The organism is Chryseobacterium sp. WX (genome assembly GCF_029542485.1).
Classification (GTDB): Bacteria; Bacteroidota; Bacteroidia; order Flavobacteriales; family Weeksellaceae; genus Chryseobacterium; species Chryseobacterium cucumeris.
Window position 1 is genome coordinate 2,612,775 of record NZ_CP120710.1, and the last position, 21,727, is coordinate 2,634,501.

Genomic DNA, 21,727 nt, shown 5'->3' on the forward strand with positions numbered 1-21,727 from the left:
AAAATCGAGCGCCACAGAAAATCTGTGGCGCTCGTTCTATTTTTTAATGATAGGCCTGTTTAAATTTTTCAATCATACTATCCAGATTGTGACGCTGGACGTAGATACTTTTTACCTCTTCATACCTCGGTGATTTGTAGAAAACCTCGTGGAAATCCATACTACCGTTTCCTACTTTTACAACTTTCTGTACTTCGATATTCAACTTTCTTAATTCGTCTTTGAAGACTTTAAATTCATCTTGGATACTACTGCTCATTAATATTTATAGTTTTTTAGTTAAAAATTCCATTCACCCCTTCAAATGTTAGGGGTAACCTCTCAAATTCCGAATAAAGTTAGTAAATTTATTGACACAAAGTAACACTTTGATAATATTTTATTATTTTTTTTACAAATAGTAAGTCGATATTATTCGATTGATGCATATTTCGTATTTTTAACTTCAAAAAAAATTGTAACAACCTTATACAAACCATGAATAATAAAGCATTTTTCTCTTTATTCTTTTTACTACTGCTTACTTTCCTGCATGGTCAGAAAATGGAATTTAAAGCACCGGATTATGTGGAAATTCAAAAAAATATTGAGGATAAAAATTCAGAATTTTATTATCCGAAACTTTTAAAGAGGTTAAAACAGAACGATACCCTTCTTACCAGCAATCAATATCGTCATCTTTACTTCGGATATACCTTCCAAAAAGAGTATCAGCCTTATAAAACGGGAAAGAAGTCTGAAGAAGTTGCCAAATATTATCGTGGAGAAGGTATTTCACAAAAAGATCTTTCGAAGGGAATCCAGTTATTTTTGGGCGCGCTAGATGAAAATCCGCTGGATCTTAGGGCCATGAATTATCTCGCCTATTTGTATCATTTAAACAATGATGACGCCACTGCTGAAAAAATTGCAGGAAATTTCCACGGATTATTAAATGCCATTCTTACCTCGGGTGATGGATTGACCTGTGAAACAGGCTTTCATGTAATTGCCGTAACAGATGAATATGTCCTTTTAAACAGATTTCAAATGGAAACAAAATCACAAAGTCTGAAAGGAAAATGTGACTATCAGGAATTTGAAAAGGGCAAATACAAAGTTCCTGGATTTTATTTTGACATCAGCAGATTCTATGGAAGGATATTAGATTAATAATTTCCTGATATTGTATTCATTATTTCATCACGTTTTACTATTCAAAAATAATCGATATCAATTTTTATAAAAATAAATTTCATATGATTTTACCCTAAACAAAAGGGGTTGGAAGGAGGAGAAATATTTTTTTCAAAAAAAATTTAAATCTTGTGTAACATTTTTTTAAGGTTCGTCTCTAAAAGACAAATAAACTTTAAAACTTTAGAAATCATGAAAAAATTCACATTCCTTTTGATTATCATGTTATTTTTTTTAGCAGTATGCAATATATTCGGTCAACAAACAACTTATTCTTTTGAAGTAAAGAAAACCGGAAAAGGAAATCAATCTTTACTATTCATTCCGGGATTTGCATCTTCGGGAGATGTTTGGAATGAAACCACTGCAAAGTTTGAAAAAGATTTCACCTGTTATACTTTAACGATGGCTGGATTTGCCGGAACAAAACCACAGGCAGATGCCAGCTTTAAAGACTGGGAAAAAGAAATAGCTGCTTACATCAAAAATAATAAAATAGACAAACCTATTCTCATCGGACACAGTATGGGAGGCGGTCTTGCCTTAGCTATAGCAGCCGACTATCCCGAACTTGTAGGCAAAATTATTATTGTAGACACACTACCCTGCCTGGCAGCCTTATCTGATCCTAATTTTACTTCTAAAGAAAAAAATGACTGCTCGGCTACTATAACTCAGTTAACAGCTATGAATGATGAACAGTTCCGAAAAATGCAGGCTCAGGCTATGCCACGTCTCTTAGCAGATACTTCGATGCAGGAAACCGTGATCAATTGGAGCATGAAATCTGACCGAAAAACATTTGCTAAAATGTACTGCGATTTTTACAATACCGATCTCAGAGAAAAAATAAAAACCATCCAATGTCCTTCTCTTATTCTTCTGGAATCCTTTTTTGTTAACCTTAAACCCACTATTGAAGGGCAATACAAAAATTTAAAGAATGCCAATATGCAGTATGCTTCAAAAGGATTACATTTCATTATGTACGATGATAAGGATTGGTATTTTAGCCAGCTTAACAACTTTTTATCTGCGAAATAATGGTTTTCGAAGAGATATACGAACTCTACTGGCAAAGGATATTCCGGTTATGTATGGGATATGTGAATGATACTGAACTCGCTCAGGATCTTGCCCAGGAGACATTTATTATAGTCTGGCAGCAGCTCCCGAAATTTAGGAATGAATCCAGCATAGGGACATGGATTTTCAGAATAGCTTCTAACAACTGTCTCCGGCAGATTGAAAAGGAAAAGAAATTTGCCAAAACAGATTTACCCATCAACCTGGAAGAAAAAAAACAGGAATCTATGGAACCTCAGATTCAAATGCTCTATCAGTTTATTTCAGAGTTGCCTGAAACAGACAGAATTATTATTTCATTGGAACTGGAAGAGATAAGACAGGCTGAAATAGCCCATATCGTAGGACTTTCAGAGTCTAATATCAGAGTAAAGATTCACAGGATAAAAGAAAAACTAACGCAAAAGTTTAAAGACAATGGATACTAATATCGATTTCAAAAATATATGGAAGCAGCAAACTTCAAACAAACCCAATCTGGAAGAACTTCTCGGAAAACTGAAAAAATTCAGAAACCAGAACCTTCGCAAATTGATTCTCGCCAATGTAGCTTTAATCACCACCTCCATATTAATTGCTTTTATCTGGTACATTTACCAGCCTCAGATGATCACTACAAAAATTGGAATTGTACTTGTTATTCTGGCTATGGTCATCTTTCTTCTGGCCTATAACAAAATGTTTATGATATTTTATAAGATTGATCAGACCCAAACGAACAGTGAATATCTTCAAAGTTTATACGTGGTAAAAAGCAAACAGAAATGGATAGAGACTACGATACTCAATCTGTATTTTATGATGCTCTTTCTGGGAATTTGTTTATATATGTATGAATACACATCGAGGATGTCCTTTGGTTTTGGTATTCTAACCTATGTTATAACATGTGCATGGATCGCTTTCAACTGGTTTTACCTGAGGCCACGAACCATAAAGAAACAGCAGAGAAAACTTAACGAATTAATTAATAAATTTGAAGAGATCAATAATCAATTAAAAGAATCATGATTTCTTCTGACAACAAAAACCACTGGGAAAATGTATATGAAACCAAAAATCCTGATCAGGTAAGCTGGACCCAGAAAAAACCACAGACCTCGCTTGACTTTATTCTTTCTTCAGGATTGGGAAAAGATGCCAGCATTATTGATATTGGTGGTGGAGACAGTAACCTTGTTGATTTTCTTCTTGAAGAAGGATACGAAAATATTACAGTGCTTGATATCTCTGCCAAATCTCTGGAAAAAGCAAAGAAAAGACTGGGAGATGCAGCCGGTAAAGTAAAATGGATTGTCACAGATATTACGGCCTTCGAACCTACAGAAACCTATGACATATGGCATGACAGAGCTGCTTTTCACTTCCTGACAACTTCGGAGCAGGTCTCAAAATACATCGATATTGCAGAAAAGAATGTGAATAACTTTATGATCCTCGGAACTTTTTCGAAAAACGGTCCTACGAAATGCAGTGGATTGGATATTCAGCAGTATGATGAAGAATCATTATCCGAAAAATTTGAAAAAAGTTTTAAAAAAGTAAACTGTATTACTGAAGATCACACCACTCCTTTTGACACTGTTCAAAATTTTGTATTCTGCAGTTTTAAAAAGCAGTAATGAATTGTATATAGTTAATTAAATAAAAAAAAGAGAGTCATTTCTGGCTCTCTTTTTTGTTTATCTCATTTCAAAGGAATGGTTTCTCTCTGATTATGACTCTTTTTCTTCTTGCATTTCCACTTCATGGCGAAGCTGAGCTTTGTAAAGCGTCGCATAATATCCGTTCTTATCCAGAAGTTCAAGATGCTTCCCTTCTTCTACGATTTTACCATGTTCCATTACAATAATCTTATCAGCTTTTTCAATGGTAGAAAGTCTGTGGGCAATAATAATGGAAGTTCTGTTTTTGGTAATTTTTTCCGTTGCTCTCTGAATAAGCTTTTCACTTTCATGATCAATGGAAGACGTAGCTTCATCCAGAATTAAAATTTTCGGATCTGATAAATAGGCTCTCAGAAAAGACAAGAGTTGTCTCTGTCCTAAAGAAATAGACGAACCTCTCTCGCTCACTACATAATCATATCCGCCAGGAAGCTGCTGAATGAAATCATCAACTTCAATTTCTCTGGCTCCTGCTTTTATTTTCTCCAAGGTAATACTGTCGTCCCCAAAAGCAAGGTTTTCAAAAATACTTCCGTGGAAGAGGAATACATCCTGCAATACTACTCCGATATGACTTCTGAGATTATAAAGCTCATAATCTTTTAAATCCACATCATCAATCAGAATATTTCCGGAGTTGATATCATATAATCTTGTAATCAAACTGATAATAGTAGATTTTCCGGCACCTGTTGCTCCTACAATCGCTATAGTTTCTCCCGGGTTTACTTTGAAATCAATTCCTTTCAGCACCTCCTGCTTTTCATCATATGCAAAGTGTACTTTCTGGAATTCAATTTTTCCGGCAAAATGATCTTTCTTCACCGTTCCGTTATTAGGCATTGAGTTTTCCTCATCCATTAATCCCAATACTCTTTCTGCTCCTACAATTCCTCGCTGGATATTATTAAAACGGTCTGCAATCTGTCTCAAAGGACGGATCAGCATTGAAATATACTGGATAAAGGCAATCACCACACCGGCACTGATCGTAATATAGCCTCCGTAGAAAAGGATAAAACCGATGAATAGTGAAGAAATAAGTTCTACTACAGGAAAGAACAGTGAGAAAATAAACACAGTTCTCAGCAATGCTCCCTTCAGCGTAATATTAATATCATCGAACTTTTTGAACTCAGATTCCTGTCTGTTGAAGACCTGAATGATCGACATCCCTGCCAGTCTTTCCTGAACAAATGAGTTTTGATTGGCCGTCCAGTTTCTTTCATCGCCGAAAGCTTTTTTCAGTCTTTTCTGAAAGAATCTTGTAATTACCACCATTAAAGGTAAAATAGCTAACGTAATATAACTCAGGTGAACATTGGTGCTGAACATCATCACCAATACAAACAGAATTCTCAGAATATCTCCGAATACCATCAGGAAACCGTCTGTATATACTGTTGCAATGGTTTCCACATCTCCTACGGCACGCGTCACCAACTGCCCGATAGGTGTTTTGTCAAAAAATGAAGTTTTGAAATAAATCAGTTTAGCATATAAACGCTCTCTGATATCCCTGATCACATTTTGCGAGATAAAATTTGAAAAATAAACCAGGAAAAAGTTTAATACAGTTTCAGCAAACACCAATCCCACAAGGAAGTAGATGTGTTTCATCATCAAAGCTTTATCGTGCAGCTTTGTAATATCATTATCCACCACCTGCATGGTAAGATAAGGTCTGTAAGTAGAAACGATGGAAAGGAATATGGAAATGATAAGGGTAAGGATGAACCAAGAACGAAATTTCATTCCGATAAAGAACAGCCTTTTTATAATTCCCCAGGTATCTTGTTTTTTCATTGTACGAATCGAAAGAAAGAATTAAAATAAAATTCTATGCAAAAATAAGACATTATAATCGGACTGCCTTTACAACTTTTGCAAATCGTCATAGAAAATATCAGATACTTACCATTTACAATATGAATAGATTAAGTATTCTTTTGTATCCAGCCTAAAACATATTCTGCTACTTCTTCCCAATTTTCCTCTCCACAGATGAAATGACTTCTCCCTGCAAACTCTTTAAAATCTACAATGCTTCCCGGATCTTTGTAAGCCCCTGCTATTTTCTTTGAAAATGCTGCCGGGAAAATATGATCATTAGAGCCTGCAATGAACAGCAGCGGTTGATGGGGTTTCTTTAAATCTAATTTTGCAGAAGCTTTAAACAAAGGATCTTTTGCCAATTTTCTACTTTCAGGAACTGCTACTGTCTCGTAAAGCCTGTCACTTTCTTCCTTTGAATAATTATTGAAAAAAGCTTTGTGATACCATTCTTTTGTTCCCATATATGGACTGTTTCCTTTGAAGAAATTCACTACAGGCCAAACAATTTTAATGGTAGAAAAAGGAGCCATGATATTTTTCGGAGGAGCACCGTCAATACTTATACCAGCTGCTGCTTTTCCCATGTCAATCAGCTTCTGAACCATAAGTCCTCCAAAAGAATGTCCGATAACAATAGGCTTTTCGGGAAGACTGTCAATCAGTTTCACAAGATTGTCCACGGTATCGTCAAAACCGACATGTCTTAATTCTCCGGGAATATTATTTTTTAAGTATACGGGATCCCCTCCATGTCCCGGATTTGAGGGTGTATGTACAGTATATCCCTGCGCTTCAAAATAAGTTTTCCATTCTTTCCAGCTTGTATTATTCACAAATAACCCATGAATGAATACGATCGTTTTTGTTTTCATAATTTTCACTTTTTTGTTTTGTTAAATTGATGAAACAAATTTCTGCAGATAAAATGACGAAAACTTTAACCCAGGTTAAAATCGTACTATTTGCCTGAAATTCTTTTTCTTATCCTGCTCAGAGAAGGTCCCTGAATCCCTAGATAAGAAGAAATATGATACAGCGGAACATTACTGAAAATATCCGGATGCTCTTTCATCAGATCCAGATAACGTTCTTCCGGAGACTTTAATAAAAATCCTTCTACCCTTGTCATGGTAACGTTAAATGCTGCCTGTGCCAGAAGTCTCCCAAATTTTTCCCATTGATGCGACTGCTGGTAAAGAGAAATAAGATCTGCATGCCGGATAAAAATAATAGAAGCATTCGTAAGGGCCTGTGTAAAATAATCACATGGGATCTGATTGAGAAAACTTTTAAAAGAAACTACAAAACCATTGGCCGAATAAAGAAAAACATTCTTTTCTTCACCCGTATCTCCATTGATGACATAAGAACGAAAAACTCCATCGACAATAAATCCTAAATAAGAACAGACGTTTCCCTGAAGATTATAAAATTCTCCTTTTTTATATTCTTTTGGAAACCAAAAATTTTCAGACAGTCTGAAATCTTCTTCTGAAAGTCCAGCAAAATGATATAATGCGAAGGCTAATTTATCAATTTCAGTCATGGCTATTTTTTTAGTATTTCTTACAGTATTTAAAAATAATCTTAATTTCCGATACTAAAAAAAGAAATCTTACTGATCAATAGTCTTCCCTATTTCTTCAATTTCGATGGTTTTTGCCGGTCTTTCTTTTATAAACTTATTTTCAAGGAATTTATAAACTCCCCAAACGGCAACAATAGAGATGAGCCAACCTACAATATTCACTCCGGAAAAGCCTGTATAATTTACATTATCTACGGACTCAGGATCTGTTATTCCCAAATACACACCGTAACCCATACCTAATACAATCTGGGTTCCCAGATAAATTCCAATAGCTAAAACACCGTATTGCCATTTTGTTTTTCCAAATCTTTCTGCCAGCTGGGCATAATATCGATAGGCACCGATAAGAATAAAAATTGATAACATGATTATTATTTTGTTTTTAGTTTTTTTATTTAAAATTCATACCCTACATCTACCAGATACAGCCCGTGTCCCGGCGCTGAGGTACCTGCAGCATTGCGGTTTTTGTCTTCAATTACTTTACGAAGATCTTCCGGTTTCAGTTTTCCTGTTCCTATTTCTACCATCGTTCCGACAATTGCGCGAACCATATTCCTCAGAAAACGATTGGCAGAAACGGTAAATTTCAATTCCGTTCCGTTCTGTTCCCACTCTGCTTTATAAATTTTACAGATATTGGTCTTGTTGTCTGTTTTTAACTTGGCAAAACTGGTGAAATCTTCATATTCAAAAAGAATCTTACAGGCCTCATTCATTGCATCCACATCCAGACTTCTTTTCCAGTGCTGCCATGCAGATTCCTGAGTGAAGGGATTTTTTTCCAATGAGATAAAATATTCGTAGGTTCTGTACGTGGCATCAAAACGGGCATGAAAATCATCTTTTACCGGAAAAATTTTTTTAATGGAAATATCAGGAGGAAGAAAACTGTTCAGTCTTCTTACAAGCTGATCATCCAATTCTTTTTCCGTATCAAAATGGGCAAATATTTTTTTAGCATGAACGCCTGTATCCGTTCTTCCTGCTCCTGTAGTTTTTATCTCTTCGCGCAAAATGGTAGACAGCGCTTTTTCCAGTTCTTCCTGCACAGAAATGGCATCCGGCTGTATCTGATAGCCGAAATAATTCTTTCCGTTGTAAGAAAATTCAATAAAGTATCTCAATGTATTGTAATAACTCCACAAAAATACTTTAATTTAACGAAATATTTGTCGAAAAGTCTTCGAGAATATTACATCAATGCTTATGAAAATTCCTATTTTTGCAATCGTATGAAAAGATGGTACCTTTATCCTTTTTCCCTCGGTTATCATTTGGTAACGGGTATCCGGAACACAATGTATGATCTGGGAGTTTTTAAGTCGACAAAATTCAAGACACCGATAATCAATGTCGGAAACCTTTCTGTGGGCGGAAGCGGGAAGTCACCCATGGTGATGTATCTTGCTCAATTCTTATCCAAACATTACAGAACAGGAGTACTTTCACGTGGTTACGGAAGGCTTACCAAAGGTTATGAAGTAACAAATTACGAAAGCAACTACAAAATGGTGGGTGATGAAGCAATGCAGCTTTTTGAACGTTTTAAAAACCGTTTCGTAATTGCCGTTTCCGAAGAACGTGTTCCCGGAGCCAAAAAAGTAATTGACGATATGGATCTTGAAGTTCTTGTATTGGATGATGCCATGCAGCACAGAGCCATCAAAGCCGGATTCAATATTCTGATGACCGATTTCAGTGATCCTTTTTTCAAGGATTATCTTCTTCCTGCCGGAGATCTTAGAGAATCAAGAGCCGGATATAAAAGGGCCGACATCATCATGGTCAGCAAATGCCCTGATGAACTGACGGAGGAAACAAAAAGGTATTATATATCAAGAATACGACCTTCTTACGGACAGAAAGTATTCTTTTCATCCATCGGTTATGACGAAAATGTATACGGAAAAGATAAAATGCTTCCGGATAACAACCTGAATTATTATGATATTTTACTGATCACCGGAATTGCCAATCCTAAACCGCTTCTGGAACATCTGGCTAAATTCTCAAAAAGAGTAAAGCATTTAAAATTCAGAGATCATCACAATTTCACGGATGATGATATTAAAAAAATCCTTGCCGAGTATAAAAAATTAGGGGAATATAAACTGATATTAACCACAGAGAAAGACTATGTACGTCTGAAAACTTTTGACTATCTTAGAGAAATTGTTTACTACTGGCCTATCAATGTATTGATTGATAAGAAAGAAGAATTCAATCAAATCATCTTAGATTATGTTAGAAAAAATTAAAGAAACTGCAGATTTTATTAAAAATATTATTCAGCAAACCCCTGATTTTGCAGTTGTTTTAGGATCCGGACTTGGTAAATTACAAAATGAAATAGAACCGATCCATGTTTTAGAGTACAAAGACATTCCTCATTTTCCACAGACTACAGTGGCCGGACATACCGGAAAACTGATTTACGGAATTCTGGAAGGGAAAAAAGTACTGATGATGAGCGGACGTTTCCACTATTATGAGGGACATTCTATGGAAACGGTGACATTCCCCATAAGAGTTTTTCATTTGCTGGGAATTCAAAACCTTATTCTTTCCAATGCCTGTGGTGGTGTAAACCCAGCTTACAATGTTGCAGACATCGTTATTCTGAAAGATCATATCAACATGATGCCTGAGCATCCTTTACGTGGAAAAAATATAGATGAGCTCGGGCCACGTTTTGTGGATATGAGCGAGCCTTACAACAAAAAAATGATTGCCACAGCGGAAAAGGCTGCTGCCGACCACCAGATTAAAATTCATCAGGGAGTTTATGTAGCGCTACAAGGACCAACTTTTGAAACTCCTGCCGAATATGGAATGATTAAAGCCATCGGCGGTGATATGGTAGGAATGAGTACCGTTCCCGAAGTTATTGTTGCCAGACATATGGAAATGGATGTTTTCTGTATCTCTGTGATCACGGATCTTGGCGGGCCGGATGTAGCTTTTGCCGTTTCTCACGAAGAGGTTCTGAATGCAGCCAACAAAGCAATGCCCAACGTAATTGCCGTTGTGAAAGGCTTGGTTAAAAACTATCATTAAAAAACTTCAATCAGAAATATTACAACTGAAGGCGTAACATTCCCCTCCCACGCAGGGTTGGCAAAAATTTAAAGAATTTTTGACGGGGTGGTTTTCATACTCCCACTCTCCCATCCCATAGAATCCATCAATATTATAAATTTTTCCTAATTCCAGGAGAAATCAATATCAGATTGCAATTCATTGTTTAGATTTGTACAAATGAAATTGTACGAGATGAGAAAGTTGATACTAATTTTTATGATAGGTATTTTTGGAATAAGCTATTCACAAAAAGTGCCTGCCGTCCTTAAAACGGGATTTTCAAAAGAAGCTTTACAGCAGAAACTGAAAGATGAAAATGGAAAAACCATTACCATCAAACAGATTTTGGCTCAGCATAAAGGAAAAGTTTTAGTGATTGATTTTTGGGCAGGATGGTGTAGAGATTGCTTAAATGCACTTCCAAAAGCCAAAGAATTAGAAGAAAATAATAAGAATATTGATTTTGTATTTCTGTCATTGGACCGTTCAAAAGAAGGGTTTGAAAAAAGTCTGGAAAGATTTGATATGAAAGACAAAGAAAACTATTGGTTTTCTACAGGCTGGAAGAACGATTTCAATAATTATGTAGATCTAAACTGGATCCCGAGATATATGGTGATTGATCAGAAATCTTCCATTGCAAAATATTATGCAATATCTCCTGAAGACCCTGAACTTCAACAAACCATAGACAAGCTTTTAAAATAATTATTATTTATCTAATCCGAAAAAACATAAAAAACTCATTGAAAACCAAAAACTTTCAGTGGGTTTCAAATTTTATACCCATAGCACCATGATTACAAGAGAAGCCACAGAACAGGATTTAGCAATCCTTTTAGAATTTGAACAGGGAGTTGTTACTGCCGAAAGACCGTTCAACAGTACATTGATTGAAGGAGAGATTCATTATTACGATTTAAAACATCTGATACAATCTCCCGAAGCAACCGTAATTGTTGCCGAAGAAAATAATGAAATCATTGCATCAGGATATGCTCTGATTAAGAAAGCGGCAAAAGATTATTATCAGTTTAAAGAATATGCCTATCTCGGTTTTATGTATGTAAAGCCAGAACACAGGGGAAAAGGAATCAATAAAGTCATTACTGACGAACTCATTTCCTGGTCAAAATCAAAGGGAATCAATGAGGTAAGACTTGATGTGTATGCACAAAATGAATCTGCCATAAAAGCGTATGAAAAGGCAGGTTTTGAACCTCATCTTCTTACCATGAGACTGAAGGCTTAAAAGGCGGAAGAAAGAAGATGGGAGATGGAAGTAATCTTAGTACGTTGAATAATCTGTTATTTTTTTAAATTAATTTTCAATAAACAGGTCATCAATTTCCATATCATACTTATTAACCTCCGGCCTCCTGCTACAAACTTTTATAAAAAACTTACCTTCTACAAAAAATTTACCGTCAATAAAGGAATCCATATCTTTGTATATGGATTTTTCTTTGCCTCTTCGTAAAATTATTCATGTGGATATGGATGCATTCTATGCTTCTGTGGAGCAACATGATAATCCCACACTGAAAGGCAAGCCCATCGCCGTAGGAGGACAACACCGTGGTGTAGTGGCAGCCGCAAGCTATGAAGCCAGAAAATTTGGTGTTCGTTCTGCAATGCCCAGCAAAACAGCCAAAGAAAAATGTCCGCAGCTTATTTTTGTTCCTCCCCGATTTGCCCGATACAAAGAGATCTCCAAAAAAATCCGGGAAATTTTCTATGAATATACTGATCTGGTAGAACCTCTGTCTCTGGATGAAGCTTATCTGGATGTCACCGAAAATAAAAAAGGTATGGAATCTGCGAATCTGATCGCCAAAGAAATCCGTCAGAAAATTTTTGAACAGACCGGATTAACAGCTTCTGCAGGAATTTCCGTCAATAAGTTTTTAGCTAAAGTAGCTTCCGACATTAATAAACCGAACGGCCAGAAAACCATTCATCCTGATAAAATGGAGCATTTTCTGGAAGAGCTGCCTGTAGAAAAATTTTACGGCGTTGGAAAGGTTACGGCTAACAAAATGTTTAGTTTAGGAATTTACAAAGGAAAAGATTTAAAAAAGAGATCACTTGAAGATCTGATAAGACTTTTTGGAAAATCCGGCCAGCACTATTATAATGTGGTTCGCGGAATTCATACTTCTGAAGTAAAACCTCATCGGATTCAGAAAAGTGTGGCTGTAGAAAGAACTTTTTTTGAAGATCTACTGGATGAACAACAGATCAATGAAAAACTGGAAAGTCTTGCAGAAGAAATTCATCAAAGGCTACAGAAAAATAATATTCTGGGTAGAACTTTAACGTTAAAAATAAAATACAAAGATTTCTCTCTTTTCACAAGAAGTATCACAAAGGAAGATTATTTTTCATCACCGGAACAGTATTATAACACCGGAAAAAAACTTTGGGAACTTCGTCCTTTTGATAAAGCTGTTCGTTTGCTCGGATTATCTCTCTCTCACCTGAATACAGAAGAAAAAAAGCAGGTTTCGGTTCAACTAAAAATTCCGTTTGAGGAATTTGAAAATGATTAAATCATATTTTTTTGCTACCTTGTATCAACCAAATCAGCAAATTTATGAACCCAACCATGATCCAGTTTTTCCACTGGTATTCTGAAGGAGACGGAAAATTGTGGAAAGAAGCCGAAAAACAGGCCGGATATTTAGCAAAACTTGGAATTACTTCTGTATGGTTTCCTCCTGCCTACAAAGGGACAAATGGCGGCTATTCCATCGGTTATGATCCCTACGACCTGTATGATCTCGGAGAATTTGATCAAAAGGGAACTCTTCCTACCAAATATGGTACTAAAAAAGATTACACAAAAGCCATTAAAGCCTTAAAGAAGCAAAATATACAGATCATTGTAGATATTGTTCTGGGACATAAAGCCGGAGGTGATGAGCTGGAGAAATTCAAGGTTGTCAAAGTAGATGAGGAAAACAGGGAAAAGGTGATTTCCGAAGTGATCGAAATAGAATCTTACACGAAATTTACCTTTCCGGGAAGAGGAAAAAAATATTCAGATTTTGAATGGAATTTCACCTGTTTCAGTGGTGTAGATTATGCTGAAGGGATGGATTCCCATATCTTCAAAATACAGTCAGAATACGGAAACGACTGGGAGGAAATGATTGATGATGAAAAAGGGAATTACGACTACCTGATGTATAATGACATTGAGCACCGGAATCCTTTTGTACGGGAAGAACTTAACACCTGGGCAAAATGGTATTTTGATCAGACCGATTTTGATGGGGTAAGGCTTGATGCTTTAAAACATATTTCTTTTGATTTTTATAAAGAATGGCTCACACTGCTCCGTTCCAATTCCGGAAAAGATATTTTTGCTGTAGGAGAATACTGGGCTCCGGGATATCTTCATCTTCTTCAAAAGTATATTGAGGTCACGGAAGGCTGCATGAGTCTTTTCGACAGTTCTTTGCAAAATAACTTTCATACAGCTTCCAGAGAAGGTGATTCTTATGATCTCCGAAGAATTTTCGATGAAACTCTTACTCAGGCAGATCCTATGCATTCTGTAAGTTTAGTAGCCAATCATGATACTCAGCCATTACAGGATCTTGAAGCTCCCGTAGAACCTTGGTTCAAGCCAATTGCCTATGCCCTTATTTTATTGAGAAAAGACGGTTATCCCTGTGTATTTTACCCCGATCTTTATGGTGCTCATTATGTGGACAAAGACAGAGAAGGTAATGATCAGGAAATATTTATGCCAAAAGTAGATGGTATTGAAGAGCTATTAAAAGCGAGGAAGGATCATGCTTACGGTGAGCAGCATGATTATTTTGAAGATGCCAACTGTCTTGGCTGGGTACGTACAGGAGATGATGAACATACCGGATGTGTCGTAGTTTTAAGTAATAAGGATGCTTACAATAAGCCTATGGAAGTGGGAACGCTTTACGCTGGGAAAAAATTTAAAGATATTTTGAAACGATTCAAAGAGAAAGTAATGATTGATGAAAACGGCTGGGGAGATTTTCCTGCTCCGGCAGGAAATGTGAGTGTCTGGATTCCTGAATAAGATTAATTTATCAGAAACCCCTGTCAAGGCTTGGAACGTTGACAGGGGTCTTTAAGATTTAGCAGTAAATATATCTACAATTCCAAACATCTATAGCCCATTCACAGCATTGTCCATCTTCGTTGGAAGTACAGCATACTTTTCCCCAATTTAAATCTCCGGCTTTTAAACTCTTTAATTCCTGACGGTTCAATTTTTTTACTTTGATTTCTTTGTACGTTTTCATAATTGTTATTTTTTATGGTTTAGTTATTAAATATACATTAAAAATCACAATTATGAATAAACATTCAATACCAACTACTTGATTAAGTATATATAATATTAATTATTAAAGATAAATTTTGAGAATATGATGAAACACCCCGGCAAAAGATCAAAGAATTTTTGCCACCATTCCAAGGGAGCCGAATTCTTACGTCTTTAGTTGGGATATTTGTTAAGATTAGATGAGCTTGATCTCTACTTACATTTTTCGGAGTTCAAGGATTTCCGGTCTTTCGGAGGTATCTGATATTTTTCCGGTGCGGGCAAATTCAGCCCAGAGCGCTCTCAGTTTTTTACCATTTTCATGAATACGGCTCCATGGAATATCTTTCAGCAATTCGGAAGATTTCCAGGCTGATTCATTCCCGAAAATTAAAGGAAGATCAATACAATGCGGTGCTCCGATATGGTTGTCTTTCAGTTTTGAATGAATTCTGAATAGATAGACATTTCCACCGGCATCCGCCAGATTCCGGGCAAACTGTCTTGCCGGATTTCCATAGATCAATGCTGTAGTTTTTTCAACCGTTTTATCCATGATTTTTAAACCTAATCCTTTTCCGAAATATTTATTTAAAGCTTCTGAGGTTTTAAGATAGAATGCCGTTTCATCATTATTTAAACCAATCAGGACATCAAATTTCTGAGCATTTTTTTTCCACATTTCCACAGAATCTTCTTCTTTACACAAAGGAAAATGTCCGTATTGAGTTCCGAAAGGCATCGCAGCTTTCAAACCGTATTTTATTACGGAAGGCACAAATGCTTTGTACTCATCCATCATTTTTAAAACATCGGTTTCCTCTTTCAGCACTTCTGTTTTTTTCAGAAATTCTGCAGACATTTTTTGTCTTTTATGACGTAATCCTAATGGAGCACTCTGGATGATCAAGCGCTGGAACAAATCCTCCACTCCTTCTGATATCATTAAATGGGCAATAGCATCACCTCCTGAAGACTGCCCGAGAAGGGTGATATTTTTTTCATCACCTCCCAGATCTGCAACATTGTTTTTAATCCACTTTAAGGCTTCAATGATATCCAGCAATCCAAGATTGGCAGGCCTTTTTTCATCACCACCTAAAAAACCAAATAATCCTAAGCGATAGGAAACGGTAACTACAATAATATGTTGCTCTTTCACCCATTCTGCAGGATCAGCAGTGGCCAGATCTCCACAGCCTATTTCATGAGAGCCTCCATGGATCCAGACAACAACAGGGAGTTTTTCATTTTCAGATATAATTTGCGGCCGGGTTATGGAAAGATACTGGGTAGATTCATCTGCTTCAAAACTTTCAACAGGTGTCGCTCCGATCATTTTTTCCACAAGCGGACTTAAAGCCTGCGGGCACACCGGAGTTTTTCCCGGAGAAATAATGATTGAAGATAAAGAAGCTTCTACGGCGACTGGTTTTTTAAATCTTTCAGAATGGGCGTACCGGATACTTTTAATCCTTATAATTCCTTGTTCATTTAGTGCTGTAATTCTCCCGAATCTGGTATTAAAAACAGTAGTGTCTTGGTGATTTGGTGTCATCTTAAAACTGTGAAAACTTTTCTCTTTAAATTTAATTATTTAAACACTAATTCCACAAATGAGTACATAAATATTCACTATTAATTATGGTATCATTGGTGAAAAGATTAGTGTTATTCGTGTTAAAAAACTAGTTGAGGGTTTTATATTCGCTGGGAGAAATTCCTACTTTGGTTTTGAACAGCCTTGTAAAATGCTGTGGATATTTAAAGCCCAGATCATAAGAAATTTCACTGATTGTTTTTGCCTGATCCAGAATCTGTTCTTTGGCAATATCAATAAGTTTATTGTGGATAAATTCCTGTGCGGAAATTCCCAGTTCTTTTTTTATCAGATCTCCGAAATAATTGGCAGAAAGATTTAGCTTTTCCGCAAAATAGTTCACCATAGGAAAACCTATATTCTTCGGATTTTCAGATTTTAAATAATCATCTACCAGATTTTCAAATTTACCTATGACACCCTGATTGATATGATCTCTTGTAATAAACTGACGGTCATAGAAACGCATACAGTAGTTCAGAAAGAGTTCAATATTATTAACAATTAAAGATTTACTGTGTTTATCAATAGACTGTTCCAGTTCCAGTTTAATATTTTTAAAGCAATCCAATACTACTTCTCTTTCTTTTTCTGACAGGTGAAGGGCTTCATGTACATCATAGGAGAAAAAAGAATAATCTTTCATATTCTTTCCTAGATTGGTTCCTTTTATTAAATCCGGATGAAAAATCAGGGCAAAACCTGCAGGCTGAACAAATCTGTCTTTATTATAAATTCCATAGGTCTGGCCGGGAGCAATAAAAACTAATGTTCCTTCCTGATAATCGTAGCTGTGTTTTCCGTATTGCATATCACCACACATGACGTCTTTCAGAAAAACGGTATAAAATCCAAATTTTCTTCTATACTGACAAATAGGATCAGACTTGGAAAAATCAATGATACTTACCAGCGGATGCAGGGTTTCATGATTCGCCATTTTATTATACTCTGAGACCGTGTTATAAATTTCAACCTCCTGATTTTCCATGAAGTATATTTTTATTGCTATTCAAAATTACCACTTTCATTTGTAACTGAAATGGTGCCTGTAAAATTGGTAAGTAATTCGGTAATCTGTATAAGTTTTGTTTACAGGAAAGTTTCGACTTTTGTATCGCTATAGAAACTTTTAATACGGACATTCCTCAAAAAGGGAAAAGCTTTTTCAGATGAGTTCTCTTAAGGAACAGCATAGGTTCATATTGAATATCATAATTTATAACCCTAAATAAACTAAATATAAAAATGAGTACAATCACAGTAAAAGCTTATGGTGCAGCGTCTACCACAGCAGATCTGAAAGAAATGAATATTGAAAGAAGAGAGGTAACCGCAAAAGATGTAGAGATTGAAATTCTATACTGCGGAGTGTGCCACTCTGACCTTCATACCGCAAGAAACGACTGGGGTGGATCTTTGTATCCTGTAGTTCCGGGACATGAAATTGTAGGAAGAATTACCAAAGTAGGAAGTGAGGTTTCCAAATTTAAAGCGGGAGATCTGGCAGCAGTAGGATGCATGGTGGATTCATGCGGACATTGTGACAGTTGTCAGCACGATCTGGAGCAATATTGCCAGAATGGATTTACAGGGACTTATAACGGAAAAGATAAGCACCTTGGAGGTCATACTTTTGGAGGATATTCTCAAAAAGTAGTTGTTGATGAACATTTTGTTTTAAGTGTTCCTGAAAATTTAGATCTGGCAGCAGTAGCACCCCTTCTGTGCGCAGGAATTACCACATGGTCACCGTTAAGACACTGGAACACTGGTCCGGGTTCAAAAGTAGCCGTTGTAGGATTAGGCGGTTTAGGTCATATGGCTATTAAACTAGCAAAAGGACTGGGAGCAGAAGTTACTTTATTCTCAAGAACTCCGGGAAAAACGGATGATGCGAAACAACTTGGAGCAGATCACGTTGTAATCTCTACGGATGATTCCCAAATGGATGCTGTAAAAGGTAAATTTGACCTTATCATTGATACGGTACCTTACGAACATGATATCAATCCTTATATGCAGACTCTTTCTCTGAACGGAACTCTGGTTCTTGTAGGATTCGTTGGTGAATTCCAGGAAACGCAGGTAAGTACAAGACCTATGATCTTCCAACGCCGTTCTGTAGCAGGATCTTTGATCGGAGGTATTGCAGAAACCCAGGAACTGTTAGATTTCTGTGGAAAACATAATATCGTATCTGATATCGAGCTGATTAAAATGCAGGATATCAACAATGCATATGAAAGAATGCTTAAAAGCGATGTAAAATACCGTTTCGTTATTGATATGCAGTCTTTATAATTCTTCTATAAAATAGTAACAGAAACAGGTTCTTCAGATTGAAGAGCCTGTTTTATTTTTTCAGGTTTTGGCTAAAAGCATTTTGATCCTGATTCGTTATATATCTGTTTCCTTCAGCACATTTATTATCATTTCTTTCCATATCCTGAAAAGCCCATGCTGCCATGGCATCAATCACGGGAGCCAGTTCATTCCCTGCTTCACTCAGTTTATAGGTCACATGAGGTGGCACTACAGGTTTTGCTGTTCTGATAATGAGTCCGTCTGTTTCAAGCTGTTTCAAATGCTGAATAAGCATTTTTTCTGTTACGGCAGGAATTGCTTTTTTCAATTCACTGTATCTTTTTTCTCCTGTGGAAAGATTGAACAGGATAATCGGTTTCCAGAATCCTCCAATTCTTTCCATAACGTACATTACAGGACAATCCTGCACTGTTTTTTTATTCTCCTGAATGGTTGAACTTTCTTTAATCGCTGTCATATCTACATACTTTAGGGTAAGTACTTGTATAAAAGTAAGTACAAATATAACTTTGTTCTCAGAAATAAAAAAATATTTACATATGAAAATTATAATCACAGGATCACTAGGAAATGTAGCTAAACCATTAGCACAAAAGTTAATTGCCGACGGGCACAATATTACCATAGTAAGCAGCAGCGATGCCAGAAAACAGGATATTGAATCTCTGGGTGCAACTCCGGCCATTGGGTCTATCACAGACGTTGATTTTTTAACGCAAACATTTGATGGAGCGGATGCAGTTTTTGTGATGACCCCTCCAGCGATCAGCCCGGATAAAATTGTGGAAAACACGACCAATGCAGGAAAAAATTATGCTGAAGCTTTGAAAAATACGAATGTAAAAAGAGCCGTCATGTTAAGCAGTGTAGGTGCAGAATCTCCGGTAGAAAACGGTCCTATTGCGGGTCTTCACAATATTGAAAAAATATACAATGAAGTAGAAAACACTTCTTTTACTTTTTTAAGAGCCGGATATTTTTACAATAATTTTTTCAATGATATTCCTTTAATTCAAAATGCAGGAATCATTGGAGGAAATTATCCTGCAGATATTGAAGTACCTGTAGTACATCCCAATGATATCGCCAAAGCTGCCGCTGAAGAATTGGTAAAAGATGAAAAAGCCAACAACATCAGATATATTGTAAGTGATGTAAGAAAAGCTTCTGACTTTGCAAAGGTTCTGGGAACATCTGTTAATAAACCTGAACTTCCATGGGTAGAGTTCTCTGATGAAGATTCTTTAAACGGAATGCTTCAGGCGGGATTACCTGAAGATATGGCTAATTTGTATGTTGAAATGGGAAGAGGAATAAGAACCGGTGTTGTACAGAAAGATTTTATTGATCATGGTTCCCCGGTTACAGGAAGTGTTAAATTAGAAGATTTTGCAAAGGAGTTTGCTTCTCAATTTTAATTTCTTTTGTCTTGAAACAAAAGAAACAAAAGTTCAAGACTGGAATTAAAATGCTAAAAATAATTTTTGTTCTCTAAAAATTCTAAACTCGCGCGGTTTCACTATTAATTTAGTATCGAATTTAATTCCCGCGCTTCAAACAGTAGAATTTTCTTAACGATTTTAATTGCTAAGTCAATTTATAAACAAGATTCGGCGCACCAAAGGTGCGCCGAATCTTGTTTATAATATCTTTAATTCAATACTATTTTTTGTTTTTTAAAGTTCTTTTTAAAACTTTCAGTTTCCCGTCAATAGGCTGATCAATTTTTAATCCTAAAACCTCAGCCACCAAAGGATAAACATTGATGTTCGCAAATTCATCAATCACCAGATTGTTTTTAAATTCCGGTCCCCAGGCAAAGAAAGTAGCTTTCATTTCCGGTACCACTTTAGGATTATAACCATGTTTCCCCACTGATGTTTTCTTACCTTTTTCCAGGAAAATCTTTGGTGCTTTCGGAATCAGAAGAATCTGCCCTATTCTGTTGTACTGGTCATCTCTTGTAGCGAAATGCAGGTATCTGGGAAGTTTTTTATCAAGATATACTTCGTAGTCGTCTGTTTTATTGGCTTTCAGTTGTTTATAAACCGCTTTTACTTCATCAGGGTTTTTAACATAAACTCTTAATAAAGTCTGAGAATTGTAAAAATCAAATCTGTTTTTATCAAAAAGAAGAGCCGGAATTTCCAACGGTGTACCTCCATCTACTTTAATCATTCCGTGATCGGAAACAAAAACAAAGTTGACATTTTTTAATCCTAAACCATTTACTTTCTGAACAAGATCACCAATAGCCTGATCTATAAGATGAACAGCAGTTTCCGTTTCTTTGGTATCCGGACCATAATGATGTCCGCTTCCATCTACTTCCGGGAAATATAATGAAATGAAGTGTGGTCTTTTATCTTCCGGTAATTTCAGCCAGTTGACTACTTTTTCTACTTTTTCTGAAGGGGTAAATTTTTCGTGATAAGGATAATAATAAGTAGGTCGCATTCCTCCGGCGTCACTCGCAGATCCTACCCACATTAAAGAGGCAGATACCATTCCTTGTTTTTCAGCAAGCCCCCAAAACGGAGTTCCTCCATACCAGCTTCCGTCCTCAGCATTTTTCTTACTGCTCATCGCATAGCCTTCTTTTCTCTTGTAATCGTAGAAAAAGTTATCAATCAAACCATGATGAGAAGGATAAAGCCCGGTAATTAAACTCCAGTGGTTTGGAAAGGTAATACTTGGATAGCTTGGAATCATGGCTTCAGCCTTTACACCACTATTAGCTAGTTTCAAAAGGTTTTCAGCATTGTATTTCTGAGCATAATCATAACGGAAACCATCCGTTGATATCATAATCACATAAGGTTTCGACTGTGCTTCAGTACTGTTTTGTCTTCCTGGTATTACAACCTGGGCAGTATCAATATTGGCCTGCTGGGCAAAAGCCGTAAAGGAAATGAGCAGCAGTAAAAAATGGATTCCTCGCTTCATTATTTTAAAAATTTTCGGCAAAGTTACATCCTATCCTTCTCCCTGAAAAGTTTAAGAGATTAAAAGTATATTAAAACCTCTTATTTTGTTTGAAT

24 protein-coding genes are annotated in these 21,727 nt (G+C 36.3%); 13 read left to right on the forward strand and 11 right to left on the reverse strand.

All coding sequences use genetic code 11. The features are described from left to right. Positions 1 to 43: 43 nt before the first annotated feature. Positions 44 to 259, reverse strand: a complete 216-nt coding sequence (locus tag PZ898_RS11715) for a hypothetical protein (protein ID WP_034696179.1) — start codon at positions 257 to 259, stop codon at positions 44 to 46. Positions 260 to 477: 218 nt separating this feature from the next. Here PZ898_RS11715 and PZ898_RS11720 point away from each other — a divergent pair, with 218 nt between their 5' ends. From PZ898_RS11720 to PZ898_RS11740, 5 genes are all read left to right on the forward strand, one after another. Beyond that, on the forward strand, positions 478 to 1,152 hold the full coding sequence (locus PZ898_RS11720) for a DUF4919 domain-containing protein (protein ID WP_062675853.1): 675 nt from the start codon (positions 478 to 480) through the stop codon (positions 1,150 to 1,152). Positions 1,153 to 1,368: 216 nt separating this feature from the next. After that, the gene (locus tag PZ898_RS11725) at positions 1,369 to 2,220 is read left to right on the forward strand and encodes an alpha/beta hydrolase (RefSeq protein ID WP_277695571.1); all 852 of its coding nucleotides are present in this window, start codon (positions 1,369 to 1,371) and stop codon (positions 2,218 to 2,220) included. Then, a complete protein-coding gene (locus tag PZ898_RS11730; RefSeq protein WP_123279098.1) occupies positions 2,220 to 2,690 on the forward strand; it encodes a sigma-70 family RNA polymerase sigma factor in 471 nt (156 codons plus the stop codon). The genes PZ898_RS11725 and PZ898_RS11730 overlap by 1 nt, the downstream gene beginning before the upstream one ends. Beyond that, complete coding sequence (locus PZ898_RS11735; protein WP_277695572.1) at positions 2,680 to 3,273, forward strand: hypothetical protein; 594 nt, start codon at positions 2,680 to 2,682, stop codon at positions 3,271 to 3,273. Before PZ898_RS11730 ends, PZ898_RS11735 begins: the two co-directional genes overlap by 11 nt. Beyond that, on the forward strand, positions 3,270 to 3,884 hold the full coding sequence (locus PZ898_RS11740; RefSeq protein ID WP_062675849.1) for a class I SAM-dependent methyltransferase: 615 nt from the start codon (positions 3,270 to 3,272) through the stop codon (positions 3,882 to 3,884). The genes PZ898_RS11735 and PZ898_RS11740 overlap by 4 nt, the downstream gene beginning before the upstream one ends. 93 nt (positions 3,885 to 3,977) lie before the next feature. Here the strand turns inward: PZ898_RS11740 and PZ898_RS11745 are convergent, their stop codons facing one another. The 5 genes from PZ898_RS11745 to truA all read right to left on the reverse strand — a co-directional run bounded on the left by PZ898_RS11745 (position 3,978) and on the right by truA (position 8,483). Beyond that, a complete protein-coding gene (locus tag PZ898_RS11745) occupies positions 3,978 to 5,735 on the reverse strand; it encodes an ABC transporter ATP-binding protein (protein WP_277695573.1) in 1,758 nt (585 codons plus the stop codon). Positions 5,736 to 5,866: 131 nt separating this feature from the next. Then, on the reverse strand, positions 5,867 to 6,637 hold the full coding sequence (locus PZ898_RS11750; RefSeq protein ID WP_277695574.1) for an alpha/beta hydrolase: 771 nt from the start codon (positions 6,635 to 6,637) through the stop codon (positions 5,867 to 5,869). An 86-nt stretch (positions 6,638 to 6,723) separates the two neighbouring features. After that, positions 6,724 to 7,311 carry a Crp/Fnr family transcriptional regulator gene (locus PZ898_RS11755; RefSeq protein ID WP_110008193.1) on the reverse strand — a complete coding sequence of 196 codons (588 nt, stop codon included), beginning with the start codon at positions 7,309 to 7,311 and terminating at the stop codon, positions 6,724 to 6,726. 69 nt (positions 7,312 to 7,380) lie between these two features. Beyond that, a complete protein-coding gene (locus PZ898_RS11760; RefSeq protein WP_277695575.1) occupies positions 7,381 to 7,722 on the reverse strand; it encodes a hypothetical protein in 342 nt (113 codons plus the stop codon). A 29-nt stretch (positions 7,723 to 7,751) separates the two neighbouring features. After that, positions 7,752 to 8,483, reverse strand: coding sequence for a tRNA pseudouridine(38-40) synthase TruA (truA, locus tag PZ898_RS11765; RefSeq protein WP_277695576.1), 732 nt, complete (start codon positions 8,481 to 8,483; stop codon positions 7,752 to 7,754). A gap of 108 nt (positions 8,484 to 8,591) precedes the next feature. Here truA and lpxK point away from each other — a divergent pair, with 108 nt between their 5' ends. From lpxK to PZ898_RS11795, 6 genes are all read left to right on the forward strand, one after another. Continuing rightward, positions 8,592 to 9,617: a tetraacyldisaccharide 4'-kinase gene (lpxK, locus tag PZ898_RS11770; RefSeq protein ID WP_062675845.1), complete on the forward strand. Its 1,026-nt coding sequence runs from the start codon at positions 8,592 to 8,594 to the stop codon at positions 9,615 to 9,617. Further along, positions 9,601 to 10,416: a purine-nucleoside phosphorylase gene (locus PZ898_RS11775; RefSeq protein WP_277695577.1), complete on the forward strand. Its 816-nt coding sequence runs from the start codon at positions 9,601 to 9,603 to the stop codon at positions 10,414 to 10,416. Before lpxK ends, PZ898_RS11775 begins: the two co-directional genes overlap by 17 nt. 216 nt (positions 10,417 to 10,632) lie before the next feature. Further along, positions 10,633 to 11,148 (forward strand): thioredoxin-like domain-containing protein, encoded by a 516-nt coding sequence (locus PZ898_RS11780; protein WP_277695578.1) that lies wholly within the window; start codon positions 10,633 to 10,635, stop codon positions 11,146 to 11,148. An 88-nt stretch (positions 11,149 to 11,236) separates the two neighbouring features. Further along, entirely contained in the window at positions 11,237 to 11,692 is a 456-nt protein-coding gene (locus PZ898_RS11785; RefSeq protein WP_277695579.1) for a GNAT family N-acetyltransferase, read from the forward strand. Between the two features lie 202 nt (positions 11,693 to 11,894). Next, on the forward strand, positions 11,895 to 12,992 hold the full coding sequence (gene dinB, locus PZ898_RS11790; RefSeq protein ID WP_062675841.1) for a DNA polymerase IV: 1,098 nt from the start codon (positions 11,895 to 11,897) through the stop codon (positions 12,990 to 12,992). Positions 12,993 to 13,036: 44 nt separating this feature from the next. Continuing rightward, positions 13,037 to 14,509: an alpha-amylase gene (locus PZ898_RS11795; protein WP_277695580.1), complete on the forward strand. Its 1,473-nt coding sequence runs from the start codon at positions 13,037 to 13,039 to the stop codon at positions 14,507 to 14,509. A gap of 58 nt (positions 14,510 to 14,567) precedes the next feature. Here the strand turns inward: PZ898_RS11795 and PZ898_RS11800 are convergent, their stop codons facing one another. From PZ898_RS11800 to PZ898_RS11810, 3 genes are all read right to left on the reverse strand, one after another. Beyond that, positions 14,568 to 14,735: a hypothetical protein gene (locus tag PZ898_RS11800; protein WP_157885789.1), complete on the reverse strand. Its 168-nt coding sequence runs from the start codon at positions 14,733 to 14,735 to the stop codon at positions 14,568 to 14,570. Between the two features lie 240 nt (positions 14,736 to 14,975). After that, positions 14,976 to 16,316: a carboxylesterase family protein gene (locus PZ898_RS11805; protein ID WP_277695581.1), complete on the reverse strand. Its 1,341-nt coding sequence runs from the start codon at positions 16,314 to 16,316 to the stop codon at positions 14,976 to 14,978. 130 nt (positions 16,317 to 16,446) lie between these two features. Next, positions 16,447 to 17,349, reverse strand: a complete 903-nt coding sequence (locus PZ898_RS11810) for a helix-turn-helix transcriptional regulator (protein WP_216443832.1) — start codon at positions 17,347 to 17,349, stop codon at positions 16,447 to 16,449. A gap of 257 nt (positions 17,350 to 17,606) precedes the next feature. Between PZ898_RS11810 and PZ898_RS11815 the strand changes: the two genes are divergently transcribed. Further along, a complete protein-coding gene (locus PZ898_RS11815; protein ID WP_082798841.1) occupies positions 17,607 to 18,662 on the forward strand; it encodes an NAD(P)-dependent alcohol dehydrogenase in 1,056 nt (351 codons plus the stop codon). A gap of 52 nt (positions 18,663 to 18,714) precedes the next feature. On the opposite strand, the gene PZ898_RS11820 is transcribed toward PZ898_RS11815, so the two are convergent. Then, entirely contained in the window at positions 18,715 to 19,143 is a 429-nt protein-coding gene (locus tag PZ898_RS11820) for a helix-turn-helix domain-containing protein (protein ID WP_082798840.1), read from the reverse strand. A gap of 82 nt (positions 19,144 to 19,225) precedes the next feature. On the opposite strand from PZ898_RS11820, the gene PZ898_RS11825 reads away from it, so the two are divergent. Then, positions 19,226 to 20,104, forward strand: coding sequence for an NAD(P)H-binding protein (locus PZ898_RS11825; protein ID WP_277695582.1), 879 nt, complete (start codon positions 19,226 to 19,228; stop codon positions 20,102 to 20,104). 244 nt (positions 20,105 to 20,348) lie between these two features. On the opposite strand, the gene PZ898_RS11830 is transcribed toward PZ898_RS11825, so the two are convergent. Beyond that, the gene (locus tag PZ898_RS11830) at positions 20,349 to 21,632 is read right to left on the reverse strand and encodes an ectonucleotide pyrophosphatase/phosphodiesterase (protein WP_277695584.1); all 1,284 of its coding nucleotides are present in this window, start codon (positions 21,630 to 21,632) and stop codon (positions 20,349 to 20,351) included. Between the last annotated feature and the right edge of the window lie 95 nt (positions 21,633 to 21,727).

What these genes read in the sequence shown, in the direction of transcription:
- PZ898_RS11750 (WP_277695574.1), bottom strand. Translation starts at nt 6,637, where the DNA reads ATGAAAACAAAAACGATCGTATTCATTCATGGGTTATTTGTGAATAAT.
- PZ898_RS11830 (WP_277695584.1), bottom strand. Translation starts at nt 21,632, where the DNA reads ATGAAGCGAGGAATCCATTTTTTACTGCTGCTCATTTCCTTTACGGCT.
- PZ898_RS11785 (WP_277695579.1), top strand. Translation starts at nt 11,237, where the DNA reads ATGATTACAAGAGAAGCCACAGAACAGGATTTAGCAATCCTTTTAGAA.
- dinB (WP_062675841.1), top strand. Translation starts at nt 11,895, where the DNA reads ATGGATTTTTCTTTGCCTCTTCGTAAAATTATTCATGTGGATATGGAT.
- PZ898_RS11795 (WP_277695580.1), top strand. Translation starts at nt 13,037, where the DNA reads ATGAACCCAACCATGATCCAGTTTTTCCACTGGTATTCTGAAGGAGAC.
- PZ898_RS11735 (WP_277695572.1), top strand. Translation starts at nt 2,680, where the DNA reads ATGGATACTAATATCGATTTCAAAAATATATGGAAGCAGCAAACTTCA.
- PZ898_RS11805 (WP_277695581.1), bottom strand. Translation starts at nt 16,316, where the DNA reads ATGACACCAAATCACCAAGACACTACTGTTTTTAATACCAGATTCGGG.
- PZ898_RS11715 (WP_034696179.1), bottom strand. Translation starts at nt 259, where the DNA reads ATGAGCAGTAGTATCCAAGATGAATTTAAAGTCTTCAAAGACGAATTA.
- PZ898_RS11760 (WP_277695575.1), bottom strand. Translation starts at nt 7,722, where the DNA reads ATGTTATCAATTTTTATTCTTATCGGTGCCTATCGATATTATGCCCAG.
- PZ898_RS11825 (WP_277695582.1), top strand. Translation starts at nt 19,226, where the DNA reads ATGAAAATTATAATCACAGGATCACTAGGAAATGTAGCTAAACCATTA.
- PZ898_RS11775 (WP_277695577.1), top strand. Translation starts at nt 9,601, where the DNA reads ATGTTAGAAAAAATTAAAGAAACTGCAGATTTTATTAAAAATATTATT.
- PZ898_RS11730 (WP_123279098.1), top strand. Translation starts at nt 2,220, where the DNA reads ATGGTTTTCGAAGAGATATACGAACTCTACTGGCAAAGGATATTCCGG.
- PZ898_RS11810 (WP_216443832.1), bottom strand. Translation starts at nt 17,349, where the DNA reads ATGGAAAATCAGGAGGTTGAAATTTATAACACGGTCTCAGAGTATAAT.
- PZ898_RS11820 (WP_082798840.1), bottom strand. Translation starts at nt 19,143, where the DNA reads ATGACAGCGATTAAAGAAAGTTCAACCATTCAGGAGAATAAAAAAACA.
- PZ898_RS11780 (WP_277695578.1), top strand. Translation starts at nt 10,633, where the DNA reads ATGAGAAAGTTGATACTAATTTTTATGATAGGTATTTTTGGAATAAGC.
- PZ898_RS11720 (WP_062675853.1), top strand. Translation starts at nt 478, where the DNA reads ATGAATAATAAAGCATTTTTCTCTTTATTCTTTTTACTACTGCTTACT.
- PZ898_RS11740 (WP_062675849.1), top strand. Translation starts at nt 3,270, where the DNA reads ATGATTTCTTCTGACAACAAAAACCACTGGGAAAATGTATATGAAACC.
- PZ898_RS11800 (WP_157885789.1), bottom strand. Translation starts at nt 14,735, where the DNA reads ATGAAAACGTACAAAGAAATCAAAGTAAAAAAATTGAACCGTCAGGAA.
- lpxK (WP_062675845.1), top strand. Translation starts at nt 8,592, where the DNA reads ATGAAAAGATGGTACCTTTATCCTTTTTCCCTCGGTTATCATTTGGTA.
- PZ898_RS11725 (WP_277695571.1), top strand. Translation starts at nt 1,369, where the DNA reads ATGAAAAAATTCACATTCCTTTTGATTATCATGTTATTTTTTTTAGCA.
- PZ898_RS11815 (WP_082798841.1), top strand. Translation starts at nt 17,607, where the DNA reads ATGAGTACAATCACAGTAAAAGCTTATGGTGCAGCGTCTACCACAGCA.
- PZ898_RS11745 (WP_277695573.1), bottom strand. Translation starts at nt 5,735, where the DNA reads ATGAAAAAACAAGATACCTGGGGAATTATAAAAAGGCTGTTCTTTATC.
- PZ898_RS11755 (WP_110008193.1), bottom strand. Translation starts at nt 7,311, where the DNA reads ATGACTGAAATTGATAAATTAGCCTTCGCATTATATCATTTTGCTGGA.